This window comes from Celeribacter sp., from assembly GCF_048266405.1.
In the GTDB taxonomy this organism is placed as follows: Bacteria; Pseudomonadota; Alphaproteobacteria; order Rhodobacterales; family Rhodobacteraceae; genus Celeribacter.
Genome location: NZ_JBLWZO010000005.1, coordinates 108,677 through 126,838, shown reverse-complemented (window position 1 = coordinate 126,838; position 18,162 = coordinate 108,677). Strand labels below are relative to the sequence as shown.

The window sequence follows — 18,162 nt, the reverse complement described above, 5'->3', positions numbered from 1 at the left end:
AGGTTCTTAAACTTGTTCTAGTTCGATCAAGCAGCCATTGAAGTCTTTGGGGTGCAAAAACAACACGGGTTTGCCATGTGCGCCGTTTTTTGGCTCGCCTGAGCCCAAAACCCGCGCTCCGTCGGCCTTGAGTCGGTCACGGGCCGCAAGAATATCATCGACCTCATAACACATATGATGGATGCCGCCCGCAGGATTCTTCTCCAGAAAGCCATTGATCGGAGAGTCGTCACCCAGAGGATAGAGCAATTCGATCTTGGTGTTGGGCAGCTCAATGAACACCACCGTGACGCCGTGATCAGGCTCGTCTTGGGGTGGATTTACCTTTGCGCCCAAGGTGTTTGCGTATTGCGCGGATGCGGCCTCAAGATCGGGCACTGCAATCGCAACGTGGTTGAGACGGCCAATCATGTCTCTCTCCTCTAGATAAAGCTCTCTAGGGGTAGGTTATCACCCCTCCCCCCAATGCTCGCAAGCGGCAAAGGCGCGCAGGGGCTAAAATCCACGTTAGGTTAACGGAGCGTTCACCATTCCTGCGTTTAGATTGGACAACCCAACCGGAGACCTGCCCAATGTCCGATATATTCGATGAATTTATACCCCCCCAAAAACCGACGCCACAGCGCCCGCTGCTTGGCCTTACTGTCCTTGTGGTCGAAGACAGCCGCTTTGCCTCTGAGGCTGTTCGCCTGTTGTGTCTGCGCTCGGGTGCTCGCATTCGCCGCGCGGATAGCTTGATGGCTGCGCACAAACATCTGGGGGTTTACCGCCCCAATGTGGCGATCGTGGATCTCGGCCTGCCCGACGGATCGGGCGCGGATCTAATAGACGAGTTGATCCATATGCACTCCCACGTGGAATGCGTCATCGGCATGTCGGGCGACAGCGATGCGCGCGCAACGGCTCTGGCAGCAGGGGCGCACGGATTTATCGAAAAGCCCATCGCCAATCTCGGCGCGTTTCAGGAAATGGTGTTAGATGCCCTGCCCGAGAGCGCTCGACCAAGCGGGCTACGGGCAGTCAACGACGAGACAATCGACCCCGACCCCATCGCGCTGCAAGACGACTTTTCCCATGTTGCGGACATCCTCACCGCACATAACGGTGACGAAATGCTCGACTACATCGCGCAATTCCTTGCGGGAGTTGCCCGCACGGCGGGCGACAGCGAAGTGGTCGAGGCGGCCCAGACCCTTGCGCGGCACCGTGAGGCGGGCAAACCCTACCGCACCGATGTGGCGCGTATTGCGGGACTTGTCCAAAATCGCATCACCATGAGCCAAGCGAGCTGAGCAGGCCTTAGTCGCCAAAGGCAAACGGCGCGAAGGTTGCCCCTCGCGCCGTTGTATTATTCGCACCGCCAAATCGGGACTGCGTCAGTCTTCGCGCGGGATGACGCGCAGGCTCAATTCGCGCAACTGTTCGTTTTGCGGATCGGACGGTGCGTTCATCATCAGGTCTTCGGCGCGTTGGTTCATCGGGAACATGATGACTTCGCGGATGTTATCCTCATCAGCGAGCAACATCACGGCGCGGTCGATTCCAAGGGCGCAGCCACCGTGGGGCGGTGCGCCGTATTGGAAGGCATTGACCAAAGCACCGAAGCGTTTGCGCACTTCCTCTTCGCCGTAACCCGCAAGTTCGAAGGCCTTGAACATGATTTCCGGCTTGTGGTTGCGGATCGCGCCAGACACCAATTCGTAGCCGTTACAGGCAAGGTCATATTGCCACCCCAAAACGTCGAGCGGATCGCCGTTGAGCGCATCCATTCCGCCTTGTGGCATCGAGAACGGGTTGTGCTCAAAATCGATTTTGCCAGTCTCTTCGTCCTTCTCGTAGATCGGGAAGTCCACAATCCACGCGAACTGGAAGCTGTCGCGCCAGTTTTCGTCTTCGGGCGCTTTGGGTGTTTCTTCCCAGATCACTGTACGCGCCTTGCCCGCAACACGTTCAAAGGCTTTAGGCTTGCCGCCGAGGAAGAAGGCCGCGTCGCCAACCTCAAGGCCGAGTTGTTGACGGATCGCCTCGGTGCGCTCTGGCCCGATGTTCTTGGCCAATGGGCCTGCGGCTTCCATGCCCTCGCCCTGATCACGCCAGAAGATGTAACCCATACCGGGCAGACCCTCTTGTTGCGCGAATTTGTTCATGCGGTCACAGAATTTGCGCGAGCCGCCTTTAGGGGCTGGAATGGCGCGGATTTCGGTGCCTTCATTTTCGAGCAAGGAGGCAAAGATCGCGAAGCCTGAGCCACGGAAATGCTCAGACACGTCCTGCATCTTGATCGGGTTGCGCAGGTCGGGTTTGTCAGTGCCATACCACAGCGCCGCGTCCTTGTAGGAAATTTGCGGCCAGTTGCGGTTGGCTTTGCGGCCCTTGCCGAACTCGTCAAACATCCCCGCGATCACGGGTTCCATCGTGTCGAAAATGTCCTGCTGCGTGGCAAAGGACATTTCCATGTCGAGTTGGTAGAAATCGGTGGGCGAACGGTCGGCACGCGGGTCTTCGTCGCGGAAACACGGTGCCACTTGGAAATACTTGTCAAAGCCGGACACCATGATCAGCTGTTTGAACTGCTGCGGTGCCTGAGGCAGGGCATAGAATTTTCCTGGGTGCAGACGTGACGGCACGAGGAAGTCGCGCGCACCCTCTGGCGAAGAGGCCGTGATGATCGGAGTCTGGAATTCATTAAAACCTTGATCCCACATGCGTTTGCGCAGATCGGCCACTACTTTGGAGCGCAGGATCATGTTTTGCTGCATCGCCTCGCGGCGCAGGTCGAGATAGCGGTATTTCAGGCGGGTTTCTTCGGGGTATTCCTGATCGCCAAAGACGATCAGCGGCAGTTCCTCGGAGGAGCCAAGCACTTCGAGATCGCGCACAAAAACTTCGATTTCGCCTGTGGGCAACTTATCGTTGACCAGCTCTGGATCCCGCGCTTTGACGTTGCCGTCGATGCGGATACACCATTCCGAACGCACCTTTTCCATGTCCTTGAACACAGGGCTATCGGGATCGCAAAGCACCTGAGTGACGCCGTAATGGTCGCGCAGGTCAATAAACAGGATGCCGCCGTGGTCACGGATGCGATGCACCCAGCCCGACAGACGGACGGTATCGCCGACGTTGGATTTGTTCAGTTCGGCGCAAGTGTGGCTACGGTAGGCGTGCATGTAATCATGTCCCTTTGGTCGATGTCTCTGTGACGTTCTGCGTCACGGACGCTTGCGCCGATACACAATTTGAGAGGCGGAAAGTCAAGCCTGTAACGAAAATCTCACGGGACGGACAGTGGCACTTAGGCTGCGTAGGCCTGTCCGAAGAACGCCGAATCTCGTTGAACACGGCGCTGCATCATCCAGTACAGGCCTGTCATAACGACAACGGAGGCGTAGCCGTCTACCGCGTAATGCCATCCCAGATAGACCGAAAGCACCATAAACACACCGACAATCACGACACTGGCAAGACAGCTTGTGACCCGTACAACGTGACGCAACGGCGCGGCAGGCAGGACCGTTTGCAAATCACGGCCAAGACGCAGGATGTAAAGCCCGACCACAGTTGCCATGCCGACATGCACGGAGGGAAATGCCGAAATCCCCGATGCAGCTTGGCTTTGGTCTTCGGCATATGCATGCCAAAGCACGTCGCGCACGGAATGAAGCATGGACGCATCATCACGTGCCAACATGCCCATGACTGCGGCATGATCCGACGGCGAGATGCTTGGCAGGAGTCCTGCAAAAATAGGCCCCGCGGACATAAAGACCACAGCGATAAAATTGCCCAAAACGACCCAGCATGCCGCCCAAAGCAAGGTGAACGTCCGCGCACGTTGTTTGCTTGTGTCGAAGGCCACCAGAAGCACAGGCAAATAGGTCGCAAAGAATACCCAGCCATTGAAATAAAACGTTGAGAGGTTTCGAGTAGACGCAAAGGACAGCCACTCAAGAAAATCGCGCGGGTTCATTCCGAAATGCAGCATCTTATCCAGTTCCGTAAACATCGGATCTGCCCAAAACGAATTTACCAGCGGGAGTTTGTTTTTCACCAAACTGAACATGAAGGTGAAGACAGTGCAGTAGACAATGGCAACCATAACCTCGCGCAGCTTCCCCAAATCCATGTTCCTGATACGGCACAGCCAAACAAACCCCACGCAGAGCAGGACAAGCGCCCACGCAGGCACCAGAAGCATCGCCAGTGCAATGAATTGCGGGAAAGCAAACACAAAGCTCTGGAATACCTCGATCGGATTATCACCCAATGCGATCAGATAGATTATCCCCAATGAGATGTAAGCGGCAGTAATAAGTCCTAGAAGATTCACAACGGACATCTCGCGCAGTCCCGCGCTTAAAGCCGAGACACGCACACGAGACGTATTAGAAATTAGCTGCATTTTGACGCCCCTCATCGCGATTAGTAGTTTGATATTCTGAAACAAACACGTGTTTTGGCACAGGCTGTTTCACATACTGCTACAGACCGAATGCGGCGAGAAATGGCCTTAGATTTTGGAAAAAGTGAGGCACGGACATACGATGCGTCATTTTCAACGGCTTTCCCAAAAACGAAATCGCAAAAGCACGATGAAGATTTGCGATGGGAAATGGCGCAAAAAACCTGTGCTCCCCCTTGCGCCGACGGCCGTCATAGCTATAACCCACGACAATTTGCTCGCCCCCGCATAGGGACTGGCAAAGCTGCTTAACATCATTGGGGTCCGCCATGCCAAAGAGAACCGATATTCAATCGATCATGATCATTGGAGCGGGGCCTATTGTTATTGGCCAAGCCTGCGAGTTTGACTACTCGGGCGCCCAAGCCTGTAAGGCGCTGCGCGAAGAGGGCTACCGCGTCATTCTGGTCAACTCCAACCCAGCGACCATCATGACCGACCCCGACATGGCCGACGCGACTTATATCGAGCCGATCACCGCAGAGGTTGTCGCAAAAATCATCGAAAAAGAGCGCCCCGATGCGCTCCTGCCCACGATGGGCGGTCAGACAGGCCTCAACACCGCGCTCGAACTGGATGATCTCGGCATACTGGAAAAATTCAATGTTGAGCTGATCGGGGCCAAGCGTGAGGCCATCGAGATGGCCGAGGACCGCAAGCTGTTCCGCGAGGCAATGGATCGTCTGGGCATCGAAAACCCCAAAGCCACCATTGTGACCGCGCCCAAACTGGGCCACGGCTCCTATGACATCTCCGCAGGTCTCAAAATGGCGATGGATGCGCTCGAAGAGATCGGCCTGCCCGCGATCATCCGCCCGGCCTTTACCCTTGGCGGTACCGGCGGTGGCGTGGCCTATAACCGCGACGATTACGAACACTTCTGCCGCTCGGGCATGGAAGCCTCCCCCATGGGGCAAATCCTCATCGACGAGAGCCTGCTCGGGTGGAAAGAATACGAGATGGAAGTTGTGCGCGACACCGCCGACAACGCCATTATCGTCTGTGCGATTGAGAACGTTGACCCGATGGGCGTCCACACGGGCGACTCTGTCACCGTGGCGCCTGCGCTCACGCTCACCGACAAAGAATATCAGTTGATGCGGACCCATTCGATTAACGTGCTGCGCGAGATCGGTGTGGAAACGGGCGGTTCCAACGTTCAGTGGGCCGTGAACCCCGTTGATGGCCGCATGATCGTGATCGAGATGAACCCGCGCGTGTCGCGCTCGTCTGCACTGGCCTCCAAAGCCACCGGCTTCCCGATTGCCAAAATCGCCGCGAAACTGGCCGTGGGCTATACGCTCGACGAGTTGGACAACGACATCACCAAAGTGACGCCCGCATCCTTCGAGCCAACCATCGACTATGTCGTCACCAAGATTCCGAAATTCGCCTTTGAAAAATTCCCAGGCTCCGAACCAAACCTGACCACCGCGATGAAATCGGTGGGCGAGGCAATGGCGATTGGCCGCACCATCCACGAGAGCCTGCAAAAGGCGCTCGCCTCGATGGAATCAGGCCTCACAGGGTTTGACGAGATCGACCTGCCCGATATGCCTCAAGCAGCGCAAATCGTGGAGACTGAGGGCGGCAAAGACAGTCTGCCGTTTATTCTGTGCGGCAGTGACGAAGAGGCTCAACGCCAGATCGACAAGAGCGTTACTCGCGAGTTGGCGAAAGCCACGCCTGACCGTTTGCGCGTCATTGCGCAGGCCATGCGGTTCGGGTTCACCGATGACGAGATTAATCAGATCAACCGCTACGACCCGTGGTTCCTTGCCCGTATCCGCGAGATCATGGTGATGGAATGCGAATTGCGCAAAAACGGTCTGCCCGTTACCGAAGAAGGTCTGCGGGCCGTCAAGATGATGGGCTTCACCGACGCACGTCTGGCGCATCTGACAGGTCGCGATGAGGCCAATGTCCGCCGCGCCCGCAAGAACCTCGGCGTCAAAGCCGTATTCAAGCGCATCGACACCTGCGCCGCCGAGTTCGAAGCACAAACACCCTATATGTATTCCACCTACGAAGCCCCGATGATGGGCGAAGTGGAATGTGAGGCGCGTCCGTCGGACCGCAAGAAAGTCGTGATCTTGGGGGGCGGCCCGAACCGCATCGGCCAAGGGATCGAATTCGACTACTGCTGCTGTCACGCCTGTTTCTCGCTCACTGCGCAGGGTTACGAGACCATCATGGTCAACTGTAACCCCGAAACCGTGTCCACCGACTACGACACCTCGGATCGTCTGTATTTCGAACCGCTGACCTTTGAACACGTGATGGAAATCCTGCGCGTGGAGCAAGAGAACGGCACACTGCACGGCGTGATCGTCCAATTCGGCGGCCAGACCCCGCTGAAAATCGCGCAAGCGCTGCAAGATGAAGGCATCCCGATCCTTGGCACATCGCCCGACGCGATTGATCTGGCCGAGGACCGTGAGCGGTTCCAAGACCTCGTAAACCGTCTTGGCCTCAAACAACCGCATAACGGCATTGCCTCGACCGACGAACAGGCGCTCGAAATCGCCGCCGACATCGGCTTCCCATTGGTGATCCGCCCATCCTACGTTCTGGGTGGTCGCGCGATGGAAATCGTGCGCGACATGGATCAGCTCAAACGCTACATCCGCGACGCCGTGGTTGTGTCGGGTGATAGCCCTGTGCTGCTCGACAGCTATCTGTCAGGGGCCACCGAGATCGACGTTGACGCGCTCTCCGATGGTGAAACCGTCCACGTTGCCGGCATCATGCAACACATCGAAGAGGCGGGCGTCCACTCGGGCGACAGTGCCTGTTCGCTGCCGCCCTACTCGCTCAAACCCGAGATCATAGAGGAATTGAAACGCCAAACGGTTGAACTGGCTCTGGCGCTCAATGTTGTCGGTCTGATGAACGTGCAGTTCGCGGTCAAGGACGACGTGATTTTCCTCATCGAGGTCAACCCACGCGCCTCGCGCACGGTGCCGTTTGTCGCCAAGGCTGTGAACTCGCCCATCGCCTCCATCGCCGCGCGCCTCATGGCGGGTGAGAAAATGGCGAACTTCGACCTTGTTGATCCGTCCCAAACAGGGCGCTTTGCCGTCAAAGAGGCTGTTCTGCCCTTTGCCCGCTTCCCTGGTGTCGACACGATCCTCGGGCCGGAAATGCGCTCCACGGGCGAGGTCATGGGCCAAGACACCACCTTCGCCCGCGCCTTCCTCAAGGCACAGTTGGGCGCAGGCACCGACCTGCCGTCTGGCGGCAAAGTCTTCGTCTCCGTCAAGGATTATGACAAAAAGCCCAAGATGGTCGAAGCGATCCAAACGCTGTCCGATCTCGGCTTTGAAATCGTCGCCACCCGTGGCACGGGCAAATTCCTCAAGGAAAACGGCATCACCGCGACCGTGGTGAACAAGGTCTACGAGGGACGCCCGAACATTGCTGACATCATGAAGAACGGCGAGATTGCCTTGGTCCTGAACACGACCGAGGGCAGCCAAGCCATCGAAGACTCCCGCGAAATCCGCAAAGTCGCGCTCTACGACAAGATCCCCTACTTCACCACCGCAGCAGCCTCCCACGCCGCGGCAATGGCGATCAAGTCGCGGGTCGAGGGCGAAATGGACGTTATGAGCTTGCAAGAGTTGTAAGGCCTGCGCCCATCAGAACACGACATCAAACGCCCCGCCATTTGGTGGGGCGTTTTCTTGTGAGATCCGATCTATCGGTCTTCCAACAGCCAAAGCAAAAATATTGCAACCAAAGGGCTAAAGAATATGGAGACGATCAACCACTTGTATGGATCACGCCCTCTATCTTCGGCCATTTGCATAGGAAGCCTCACACAGAGCAGGAATATCGCATATAGACCAAGCAGGGCCGAAACAATCCCGAACAATGTCCAAAATACATCCATATAATCCACCTCAGCTTTTTGACGCAAAGCGCCCGCAGCTAAATCAAAGCGATGCCGATGGTCAATCCAATTCCCTTGACTTATCTCCTCAACTCCCCCATGTGTCCCTTACAGACGTCCCATGCTGCCGCGTGAGCAGCCGCGTATGTGTCCATGACGGACCGCGCCGCAGACGTCGCACTCTGGCCACTATTGGCCACCAGATCCCAAAATCACGCATGGGTTCGGCGGGAAGACGAGTAGGGCAATCGGCCCTCTTCGGTATCCTTTCCCGCGACCATCAAAAGCGCCCCGTTATGGGGTGCGTCATGCTGTGTGGGTTTCCCACCAAAGGACGTTTATGACTGATTTTTCTATGCTCGGCCTCCAGCCGCGCCTTCTCAAGTTGTTGAAAGAAATGAAACTTGAGACCCCGACCCCAATTCAAGCCCGTGCCATTCCCGAAGTGATGAATGGCCGCGACGTGATGGGCCTTGCCCAGACCGGCACCGGCAAAACACTGGCTTTCGGCCTGCCGCTGTTGCACATGGCCCTGACCGAAGGCTCCAAGCCATCGGCAAAGACGGCTCGTGCGCTGATCCTTGCTCCAACCCGCGAGTTGGTGAACCAGATCGCCGACACGCTGTTTCCCTACATCAAAGACACGCACCTCAAATTGAACCGCGTTGTGGGTGGCACCTCGATCAACAACCAGATCAAGCGCCTTGAGCGTGGCACGGACATTCTTGTCGCCACCCCCGGCCGTTTGATGGACCTGATCGACCGTCGTGCCATTACCCTGTCCGAGACATCTTTCCTCGTGCTTGATGAAGCCGACCAGATGCTCGACATGGGCTTCATCCATGCGCTGCGCAAATTGGTGCCGATGCTCGCAAAAGAGCGTCAGACCATGCTGTTCTCGGCCACGATGAGCAAACAGATGAACGAGATCGCACAAAGCTATCTCACATCGCCTGTCCGCGTCGAAGTCTCTCCAGCGGGCAAAGCCGCTGACAAGATCGACCAAGAGGTCCACTTCATCCCTGCCGGCGACAAATTCGAAAAGCTCAAAGAGATGCTTGCAGGCCACCGTGGCGATCTCGCACTTGTGTTCTCACGCACCAAACACGGCGCGGAACGCATGTCCAAGCAGCTTCAAAAAGCGGGCTTTAACGCGGGTTCCATCCACGGCAACAAATCGCAAAACCAACGCGAACGCACCATTAAAGAGGCGCGCAACGGCCAGATCGAAGTCCTCGTGGCCACCGATGTGGCGGCCCGCGGCATCGACATTCCCGCCGTGCGTCACGTCTACAACTACGAATTGCCCAACGTGCCCGAGAACTACGTGCACCGCATTGGTCGTACCGCACGTGCGGGTCGTGATGGCAAAGCCGTGGCGTTCTGTGCGCCCACCGAGTTGGACGATTTCCGTTCAATCGAGAAGGTCATGAAAATCCGCATCCCCATCGCGACAGCCGCGTCATGGGCCGCAGATGATCAAAAAGCCGAACCCAAACCCAAGCAGCAAGGCCGTCGTGGTCATGGCGGCGGCGGTGGTGGTGGTCGAGGTGGCCCACGTCGCTCTGGTGGAGGCGGCAAGCCTCAAGGGGCACCAAAAGCCGCCAACGGTGGAGGGCGTCCGGGACAAGGCCGTCGCCGTTCGGGCGGCAGCAAGTCACACGGCTAAACTGATTGCAGGCGCGAGGGGAAACCTTCGCGCCTTTTTCGTCTGCCCCTCTTGATCGCAGCACGCGCGTGGGGCACACCTGCGCCCATGGCAAAGCTCTATTTCCAATACTCGACCATGAACGCGGGCAAATCGACCCTGCTGTTGCAAGCCTCTCACAACTACCGTGAGCGTGGCATGGACACCTATTTGATGACCGCGCAGTTCGACAACCGCGCGGGCGAGGGTCGCATTGGCAGTCGCATCGGCATTGGCGAAGACGCGGATACCTTTGGCGAGGGCGAGGATCTCTTTGCCAAGATCAAAGCCCGCTTGGATCAAGGGCCCGTGGCCTGCATTTTTATCGACGAGGCACAGTTTTTGAGCCACGATCAGGTCTGGCAACTGGCGCGTGTCGTCGATGATTTGGGCGTGCCTATCATGACCTACGGGCTACGCGTCGATTTTCAGGGACATCTCTTTCCCGGCTCGGCAGCCCTTTTGGCCCTCGCCGATGAAATGCGCGAAGTGCGCACCATCTGTCATTGCGGAAAAAAAGCCACGATGGTCGTGCGCACCAATGAAGCGGGCGACGTTCTCACCGAGGGCGCACAGGTCGAGATCGGCGGAAACGAGCGCTATGTCTCGCTGTGCCGCCGCCACTGGCGCGACGCAATGGGCGACCGCGCCGACCCGTAAGCGGTTAGTGCAACCGCCCGCCGATGGGCACCTCTTGGTCAGGGCGCGCCAAGACGACCTCGCCATTCTCATCGGGAAACCCGAGTACGAGAACCTCCGACATAAAACGGCCAATCTGGCGTGGTGGAAAATTGACCACTGCCATCACCTGCGTGCCGATCAGGGTTTCAGGCGCATAATGCACGGTAATCTGGGCCGACGATTTTTTCTCGCCAATGTCACCGCCGAAATCGATCCACAGTTTGATCGCGGGTTTACGGGCTTCCGGATAGGGTTCAGCACGCACAACCGTCCCGACCCGCACATCCACCTTTAGAAAATCGTCGAATGCAATTTCGTCACTCATTGTCCAAGCTCCGCGTCACGCGCCATGGCCGCCTGAATGGCGCGGTCAAGTAAGGGGGGGAAACCGTCTTTTTCATTCATCAATACCCGTAGCGCCTCGGCGGTCACGCCATTGGGTGAGGTTACATTGATGCGCAATTGGGTCGGGGTTTCCTCCGAATTCTCGGCCAGATGTCCCGCCCCTGCAACGGTCGCCCGCGCCAGTTGCAGCGCCAGATCAGCCGATAGACCCGCCTTTTCACCAGCGGCAGCCATGGTCTCGATCAGGTGGAACACATAGGCAGGACCGCAACCCGACACCGCCGTGAGGGCCCGCATCTGGCCTTCGTTCTCAAGGCGCACCACCTGCCCCACGGCCTGTAGCAGCGTGTCGGCAAGGTCGAGCTGCGCGGCGCTCACAGCCGCATTGCCCACAATCCCCGTGATGCCGCGTCCGACGGCGGCGGGCGTGTTGGGCATGGCTCGCACGATGGGGGTGTCCGCGCCGAGCATGTCCTCGTAATTGGCGAGCGTCAGACCCGCAGCGACGGACAGAAATACGGTGGAGCCATTGCCCAAAGACGTCAACGCAGGCAGCGCCTCGGCCATCTTTTGAGGCTTGACCGCGAGGAGTACCACCGCAGGGTTGTCGGGCAGGTCAGTGTTGATGTTGACACCCGTGGCCTTCACCCACTCGGACGGGCGCGGTGCCAAGACGGTCACAGAGGAGGCAGGTAAGCCTCCGTCAAGCCATCCCATGAGCATCGCCGATCCCATTTTTCCGCAACCGAGCAACACCAAACCGCGTGTTTTTACATCATCCATAGACATGGCACGTCCCACTTTTCATTTCGTCGATTAAAAAAGCCCCCTGCGGGACAGGGGGCACTTTAGCGGTTCAAATCACGAGCGCAACGACAGTGGCGGATCACAAATGCACAGCCACCGTGAGGGCCACGCAAAGGTCTCAAGCGCGACCGTAGGCCTCGCGGATCGCGATATCCATCGCGTCCTTCGGGGTGCGATCCGACCATGCCGCCAGTTGAAACGCGGGGTAGAACCGTTCGCAATTACCGACTGCCGATCCGATCAAACGATCAATTTGCTCTGAACTGACCAATTGGCCGCCCGAAAGCGGCAGGCCAAAACGGAACACCATAAGGCTTTGCTCGCTCCAATAAGAAAACGCCCCCGTCCAACATTGATCGTTGGCGTGGTTCAGCACTTCGTAAATCTTGGGCAGCTTGTCTTCAGGTGGCTCCATCTCGAAGGTGCAGATCAGGCGTAGCGTCTCGTCGTAGTCCGACCACGCCAGAGTGATGGAATAGGTCCGCCACTGCCCCTCGACGGCCATTGCGATCTGGTCCTCGGCGACGCGCTCAAATTCCCAATCGTTATACTCGGCGAGGGTCTCGACAAGGTCGATGGGGTGAATGTCTTCGGAGATATCATGCTCGATCAGCGACATTAACGGCCTCATGTTTGTTTGCTCAAATGGCCGTGCGCAAAGTCCCCACAGCGCCACTAAGACTTGGTGCCTGCTCAAGGGGCTGATGTTTTATCATTACCCCTTACTAGATATGGTGGTCCGAAAGAGGCTCAGCTGTAAAGAAAATTCTTCACTTTATCCCCAGTAATCGACGTTCCTCCACAGGTTTGCTGGCTTTTCCACAGGTTGAACCGCCCCCTGTGGACGGGAGAGCCGCTATTGACGCAAAGGCACAAAAAAACGGCTCCGAAAACCGGAGCCGCTCTAAATCTCGTGTCGGTAGAGCCGAGAGTGTTACTTCTTGGTTGTTTTGGTAACGGTCTTTTTACGTTCCAACGCATCGAGGCGCTTTTTCAGCTCCTCGTTCTCTTCGCGGGCTTTTTGCGCCATCGCGCGGGTCGCGTCGAACTCTTCGCGGGTGACGAAATCACGGTCCGAAAGCCAACGATCCACCAAGCCTTTCAAGGCGGTATCGGCTTCGTCCTTTGCCCCTTGCGCCACGCCCATCGCGTTGGTCATAAGTTGCGAAATGTCGTCGAGGATTTTGTTGCGCGTCTGCATGAGCCCATTCCTAAATGTCTTTGTCACTATATGGGGCGTCTGGCGGCAAATCACAAGGTTGACTTCCTTGCGCGCAAATAGACAGATGCGCCTATGTTGACATTTATGCCCGCCGTTTTGAATTTCCCCGAGGTCTCGCCCGTTCTGTTCGAGATCAATCTTGGCCCGATCCATTTTGCCCTGCATTGGTATGCCCTCGCCTATATCGCGGGGATTGTCATCGGGTGGTGGCTTGTCGTGCGGGCGTTGAACACCGCACGCCTGTGGGCCGAGAACACCGCGCCGATGAGCCGCGAAACCGTCGATGATCTGCTGACATGGCTGATCCTCGGTGTCATTCTCGGCGGGAGGCTGGGCTATGTGCTGTTTTACAAACCCGCCTACTTTCTGGCCAATCCGATCGAGATCCCGATGGTCTGGCAGGGCGGCATGTCTTTTCACGGCGGGTTCTTGGGGGTTGTCTTAGCGGCGTTTCTCTATGCGGGGCGCCACGGGATCAACCGCCTGACCTTGGCCGACACGCTAGCAATGGCGACCCCCGCGGGGCTGATGCTCGGACGGATCGCCAATTTCGTGAATGCCGAACTTTGGGGCCGCCCCTCGCTTGCCCCTTGGGCGGTGATCTTTCCCGGAGATGCCGCGCAAAGCTGTGAAAACGTCGGCACACTATGCGCCCGCCACCCATCGCAGCTTTATGAGGCAGGGCTAGAAGGCTTGCTCCTTGGCTCGCTCTTGCTGCTGCTCGTGTGGCGCTTTGATGCGCTCAAGCGGCGCGGGTTGATCGCAGGATTGTTTTTTGCGGGCTACGGCATCTCGCGGTTTATTGTCGAATTCTACCGCCAAGCTGACGAACAATTCATCACACCAGACAACCCGATGGGCACGGTCGCGCTCAACATGTCGATGGGACAACTCCTGTCGCTACCGATGATAGCACTCGGGATATTCCTCGCCGTGAGGGCCCGCAAAGCATGACGCCCCTTGCCGACATCCTCGCCCGCCGCATCGCCAAGACGGGGCCGATCTCGTTGATGGAGTTTATGGCAGAGTGTCTACTGCACCCCGAACATGGCTATTACACCACCCGCGATCCTCTGGGGGCAGCGGGAGATTTCACCACTGCGCCCGAGATCAGCCAGATGTTTGGCGAGCTTTTGGGCCTCGCGCTCGCGCAATCGTGGATGGACCAAGGATGCCCTGCGCCATTTACACTGGCCGAAATCGGACCGGGACGGGGGACGTTGATGGCCGATGTGCTACGCGCCACCAAAGCGGTGCCAAACATGCACGCGGCGATGCAAGTCCATTTGATTGAGGCCTCCCCGACCCTCAAAGCAGCCCAGCGCGACAAACTCGCGGCATATGATGTAACGTGGATCGACGAGGCGAGCGCCCTGCCCGATCAACCGCTGTGGCTGTTGGCCAACGAGTTCTTTGATGCCCTGCCGATCCGTCAGTTCACCCGCGACGCGCATGGATGGCGCGAAACACAGGTGGCACTGGAGGGCGAGGCCTTGGTCTTTGGGCTTTCCAACCCTGCGCCCATCGCGGCGCTCGATCACCGTTTGGCCGACACCAAGGTGGGCGATGTGGTCGAGGTCAGCCCCGCAGCTGTCCCCATCACCGACGAAATCGCAAGGCGGATAGCGTCCAATGGCGGTGCTGCAATCATTGTCGATTACGGTGACTGGCGCTCGCTTGGCGATACTTTTCAGGCCCTTGAAGCCCACAAAATGGTCGACCCGCTCGCCCGTCCGGGGCAGGCCGATCTCACCGCCCATGTGGATTTCGAGGCCTTGGCCCGTGCCGCCACCGATGCAGGCGCAAGCGTGTCCAAAATGATTTCCCAAGGCGAGATCCTTTCGCGTCTCGGGATTGGAGCACGCGCCCAAACGCTTGCCCAAAATCTGGACGGTGAGGCGCTCGAAACCCATATCAAAGCATTTGAACGGTTGACCTCGGACGCGGAAATGGGAACGCTATTCAAAACCATCGCGATTGCACCAACGCCCTCGCGTTTGCCCCCTGGATTTGACACATGAGCCTCGACATCATTCGCTCTGATCTGCTTGACGGTGTTCAGCATGGATTTTTCACCCGCAAGGGCGGGGCGTCCTCTGGCGTGTTCGAAGGATTGAACTGCGGCTTTGGCTCGTCGGATCAGCGCGACATCGTGTCGATCAACCGCGCCCGCGTCGCCGATGCGATGGATGTGACGCCCGAAAATATGTGCTCGGTCTTTCAAGTCCACTCCGCCGATGTGGTCACGGTCGATGGTCCACAATCGGGCGAGGCGCCCCGCGCAGACGCGCTTGTGACCGCGACCAAGGGATTGGCCCTCGTGATTCTCACCGCCGACTGCCAACCTGTGCTGTTTGCCGACCGCGACAACGGTGTGATCGGTGCAGCCCATGCGGGATGGCGCGGTGCGATTGATGATGTGTTGGAAAACACCATCGCCGCAATGGTGGCGCTCGGAGCCAAGCGTGACAGCATTACGGCGGTCATCGGTCCGTGTATTTCGCAGCGCGCCTATGAGGTTGGCCCCGAGTTCCTTGACGACTTTCTGGCTGCAAACGACGAGAACGCACGGTTCTTTGCCAATGGCGATGGCGACCGCTACCTGTTCGACCTGCCCGGTTTCGGACTGCATAAGTTACGCGAGGCAGGCGTTGGCGTGGCGGAATGGACCCGCCATTGCACCTACCACGATGCGGAGCGGTTCTATTCCTACCGCCGCTCGGTACATCGCAAAGAGGCCGACTACGGACGGTTGCTTTCTACGATTCGATTGTAGGAATTCGCGCGACACTGCCACATTTGTGTCAGAAACAGTCCTGTCCATTTAACCCTGATTGTTCATCAATTCGCGCATATCCCTTGTTTTATTGCCCCAATCGCGCGACACCCGCGCAACCGACAATTTTCGGAAAATGGTCCAAATCGTCAAATTTCGGCCTCACCCTACGTCCATACTGTCCTCAACAGATAGCAAATCCGCTCAGTGTGGCACGAGAAAAGAGACAGATATGACCAAGACCAAAAAACAAGCCCGTTGGATGACATCCATGATCAACGAGGCGAAAAAGACTGAGGTCACTCTTCCGTGGCACCGCGCACTTCGGGCTGCAAAACGCGCCACGGAATCACATGTAAAACCCCGCGCAGCGCGGGCGTAAATCTCCGATTCGCACCGTATCGGCCCGATCCTCCGACCTGTTGAAAACCTCCCATTCATACAGGGTTCGGAAACAATGCAGGGCGGACCCGTTAGATTGGTTCCGCCTCTGTGTGTAATTCGCGATATATTTTGACAATAAGGGCATTTTTCTGCGACCGTTGAGCCTATCACAAGTCGGTGGGGGCCGTTCGTGATTGCAGGACCGACCTATGCCGCAGCCCCTCGCCAGAGTTTCCACCACAGAGCAAACTCTCGAAACACCCCGATCCCACCATCTCTCTCATGGAACCGCGCGTCCCGCGACGCCGACATGGACCGTGCGGCGCAAGCCCGTCGCGAACCGTCCGACGCTTGCGATGCGGCGCTTCAACATCATGTGGTTGGCCGAAAACGGGGACATCATGGACAACACTCTAAGTGCGCCCGCGCTGCCTGCCTTTGAAGCCGCCTTTAACGCCTTTGGTCGTGGCTCTTTGGTCCAGACCACCAATGGGCTCACGGCCGTCGAAGACCTTCTTCCCGGCGACATGATCGAAACCGCAGAGGGCGACACGCTTCCCATAACTTGGATCGGCTCGGTCGAACTGGACCACACAGGTCGCCGCAGCGAAGGCGCCACACCCGAAAAACTCTACCGCCTGACGGGCGACGCGCTTGGCTTTGGCCATCCTACCCACGATCTAATGCTAGGTGCGGGTGCGCGATATTTGCTGCGGGCAGAGGCTTTGAAGTCCTATCTGGGCACCGCCCATGCTCTCGCACCCGTCTCCGCGATGGCCGATGGCCTGTCGATGATCGAAATCACACCGATCTCCGCCGTGCGCTGTTACCACATCTGCTTGCCCCAGCACCGTTTGATCCGCGTTAACGGCGTTGAGTTGGAAACCTACCACCCCGGCATCGCTGCGAGCAGTCAGCTCCAAGGCGATTTGCGCGCCCGTTTCATGTCGCTGTTTCCCCATATGGAAAACCTTGGCGACTTTGGTGCGATGGCCCATCCCCGCCTGACGCCTACCGACCTGATAGAGATCGGCTTGCTTTAGGCGCGCAGATGCCCACAAGGTTCAAAAACGACAAAACCGCGCCTTAGAGCGCGGTTTTCTTTGGGATCGTATGGTGACTGGACTTACGGCTTTTGCGCCAACCGCGCCTCAAGCACATCAAACGGGACACCCGGTTCGTCCTTGGCCCCTCGAATCACAAGCGAGGTTTTCACACTCTCCACATTCGGCGTCGACAGCAATTCGCCCGTCAGGAAGCTTTGAAAGGTCGACAGGTCAGGGGCGATACATTTGAGGATAAAGTCCACTTCACCGTTGAGCATATGGCACTCGCGCACAAGCGGCCATTCGCGGCACTTGTCCTCAAAGCGAGCCAGATCTACCTCGGCTTGGCTTTGCAAGCCCACCATCGCAAAGACCTGGACCTCAAACGACAAAGCCCGCGCATCCACAACCGCATGATAGCCTTTAATATAACCGTTCTCTTCGAGCGTGCGCACACGGCGCAGACAGGGCGGTGCGGAAATGCCAACGCGTTTTGCCAACTCAACGTTGGTCATCCGCCCATCCGCTTGCAGCTCCGCAAGAATTTTACGGTCAATCTCATCGAGTTTATGGGCGGGCATTTCCGTCTCCGAGGTCGCGGCCAATTATGGCATGATTTTCGAAACATGTGCGTGAATGCGTCAAAGCGCAATTATCTTTCGCATTTGAGCAAGAAAACTTCAAGGCCAATTCATCACACAGAGTTTTGTACCCGATGTCATGCGGCATGTCATCGCGCAGGGTTTGCGCCGAGGTTGCTGCGTGTCTATATCGAAGGCAACCGACGTCATAAACCCTAAAAACAGACATCTTAAAATCCTAAATACAACAGACACTCAAAATACAAGAGGCCCCAC

The 18,162-nt window shown here is 57.5% G+C and carries 17 protein-coding genes; 9 read left to right on the top strand and 8 right to left on the bottom strand.

Translation table 11 applies throughout. The annotated features are described in order from the left end of the window. Positions 1 to 6: 6 nt before the first annotated feature. Positions 7 to 411 (bottom strand): methylmalonyl-CoA epimerase, encoded by a 405-nt coding sequence (gene mce / locus ACN0TS_RS11485; protein WP_417259497.1) that lies wholly within the window; start codon positions 409 to 411, stop codon positions 7 to 9. A 161-nt stretch (positions 412 to 572) separates the two neighbouring features. On the opposite strand from mce, the gene ACN0TS_RS11480 reads away from it, so the two are divergent. Beyond that, positions 573 to 1,292 (top strand): response regulator, encoded by a 720-nt coding sequence (locus tag ACN0TS_RS11480; RefSeq protein ID WP_417259496.1) that lies wholly within the window; start codon positions 573 to 575, stop codon positions 1,290 to 1,292. Between the two features lie 84 nt (positions 1,293 to 1,376). On the opposite strand, the gene aspS is transcribed toward ACN0TS_RS11480, so the two are convergent. Next, positions 1,377 to 3,170, bottom strand: a complete 1,794-nt coding sequence (aspS, locus tag ACN0TS_RS11475; RefSeq protein ID WP_417259495.1) for an aspartate--tRNA ligase — start codon at positions 3,168 to 3,170, stop codon at positions 1,377 to 1,379. 125 nt (positions 3,171 to 3,295) lie between these two features. Then, entirely contained in the window at positions 3,296 to 4,402 is a 1,107-nt protein-coding gene (locus ACN0TS_RS11470) for a phosphatase PAP2 family protein (protein WP_417259494.1), read from the bottom strand. A 329-nt stretch (positions 4,403 to 4,731) separates the two neighbouring features. Between ACN0TS_RS11470 and carB the strand changes: the two genes are divergently transcribed. From carB to ACN0TS_RS11455, 3 genes are all read left to right on the top strand, one after another. Continuing rightward, positions 4,732 to 8,091: a carbamoyl-phosphate synthase large subunit gene (carB, locus tag ACN0TS_RS11465; RefSeq protein WP_417259493.1), complete on the top strand. Its 3,360-nt coding sequence runs from the start codon at positions 4,732 to 4,734 to the stop codon at positions 8,089 to 8,091. Between the two features lie 606 nt (positions 8,092 to 8,697). Further along, entirely contained in the window at positions 8,698 to 10,026 is a 1,329-nt protein-coding gene (locus ACN0TS_RS11460) for a DEAD/DEAH box helicase (protein ID WP_417259492.1), read from the top strand. A gap of 87 nt (positions 10,027 to 10,113) precedes the next feature. Then, positions 10,114 to 10,704 carry a thymidine kinase gene (locus ACN0TS_RS11455; protein WP_417259491.1) on the top strand — a complete coding sequence of 197 codons (591 nt, stop codon included), beginning with the start codon at positions 10,114 to 10,116 and terminating at the stop codon, positions 10,702 to 10,704. Positions 10,705 to 10,708: 4 nt separating this feature from the next. Here ACN0TS_RS11455 and ACN0TS_RS11450 read toward each other — a convergent pair whose 3' ends face one another. From ACN0TS_RS11450 to ACN0TS_RS11435, 4 genes are all read right to left on the bottom strand, one after another. Beyond that, positions 10,709 to 11,050 (bottom strand): tRNA-binding protein, encoded by a 342-nt coding sequence (locus ACN0TS_RS11450; RefSeq protein ID WP_417259490.1) that lies wholly within the window; start codon positions 11,048 to 11,050, stop codon positions 10,709 to 10,711. After that, entirely contained in the window at positions 11,047 to 11,859 is an 813-nt protein-coding gene (gene proC, locus ACN0TS_RS11445) for a pyrroline-5-carboxylate reductase (protein WP_417259489.1), read from the bottom strand. Before proC ends, ACN0TS_RS11450 begins: the two co-directional genes overlap by 4 nt. Positions 11,860 to 11,995: 136 nt before the next feature. Next, positions 11,996 to 12,496, bottom strand: coding sequence for a YbjN domain-containing protein (locus ACN0TS_RS11440; protein WP_417259488.1), 501 nt, complete (start codon positions 12,494 to 12,496; stop codon positions 11,996 to 11,998). Between the two features lie 315 nt (positions 12,497 to 12,811). After that, on the bottom strand, positions 12,812 to 13,078 hold the full coding sequence (locus ACN0TS_RS11435; protein WP_417259487.1) for an accessory factor UbiK family protein: 267 nt from the start codon (positions 13,076 to 13,078) through the stop codon (positions 12,812 to 12,814). A 105-nt stretch (positions 13,079 to 13,183) separates the two neighbouring features. Between ACN0TS_RS11435 and lgt the strand changes: the two genes are divergently transcribed. The 5 genes from lgt to ACN0TS_RS11410 all read left to right on the top strand — a co-directional run bounded on the left by lgt (position 13,184) and on the right by ACN0TS_RS11410 (position 17,302). Then, positions 13,184 to 14,053 carry a prolipoprotein diacylglyceryl transferase gene (gene lgt / locus ACN0TS_RS11430; protein WP_417259629.1) on the top strand — a complete coding sequence of 290 codons (870 nt, stop codon included), beginning with the start codon at positions 13,184 to 13,186 and terminating at the stop codon, positions 14,051 to 14,053. After that, positions 14,050 to 15,120, top strand: a complete 1,071-nt coding sequence (locus tag ACN0TS_RS11425) for a class I SAM-dependent methyltransferase (protein ID WP_417259486.1) — start codon at positions 14,050 to 14,052, stop codon at positions 15,118 to 15,120. Before lgt ends, ACN0TS_RS11425 begins: the two co-directional genes overlap by 4 nt. Further along, entirely contained in the window at positions 15,117 to 15,875 is a 759-nt protein-coding gene (gene pgeF / locus ACN0TS_RS11420) for a peptidoglycan editing factor PgeF (RefSeq protein ID WP_417259485.1), read from the top strand. The genes ACN0TS_RS11425 and pgeF overlap by 4 nt, the downstream gene beginning before the upstream one ends. Before the next feature lie 232 nt (positions 15,876 to 16,107). After that, positions 16,108 to 16,257, top strand: coding sequence for a hypothetical protein (locus tag ACN0TS_RS11415; protein WP_417259484.1), 150 nt, complete (start codon positions 16,108 to 16,110; stop codon positions 16,255 to 16,257). Between the two features lie 211 nt (positions 16,258 to 16,468). Then, entirely contained in the window at positions 16,469 to 17,302 is an 834-nt protein-coding gene (locus tag ACN0TS_RS11410; protein ID WP_417259483.1) for a Hint domain-containing protein, read from the top strand. 83 nt (positions 17,303 to 17,385) lie between these two features. Here ACN0TS_RS11410 and ACN0TS_RS11405 read toward each other — a convergent pair whose 3' ends face one another. Then, a complete protein-coding gene (locus tag ACN0TS_RS11405; RefSeq protein ID WP_417259482.1) occupies positions 17,386 to 17,886 on the bottom strand; it encodes an Lrp/AsnC family transcriptional regulator in 501 nt (166 codons plus the stop codon). Positions 17,887 to 18,162 lie beyond the last annotated feature (276 nt).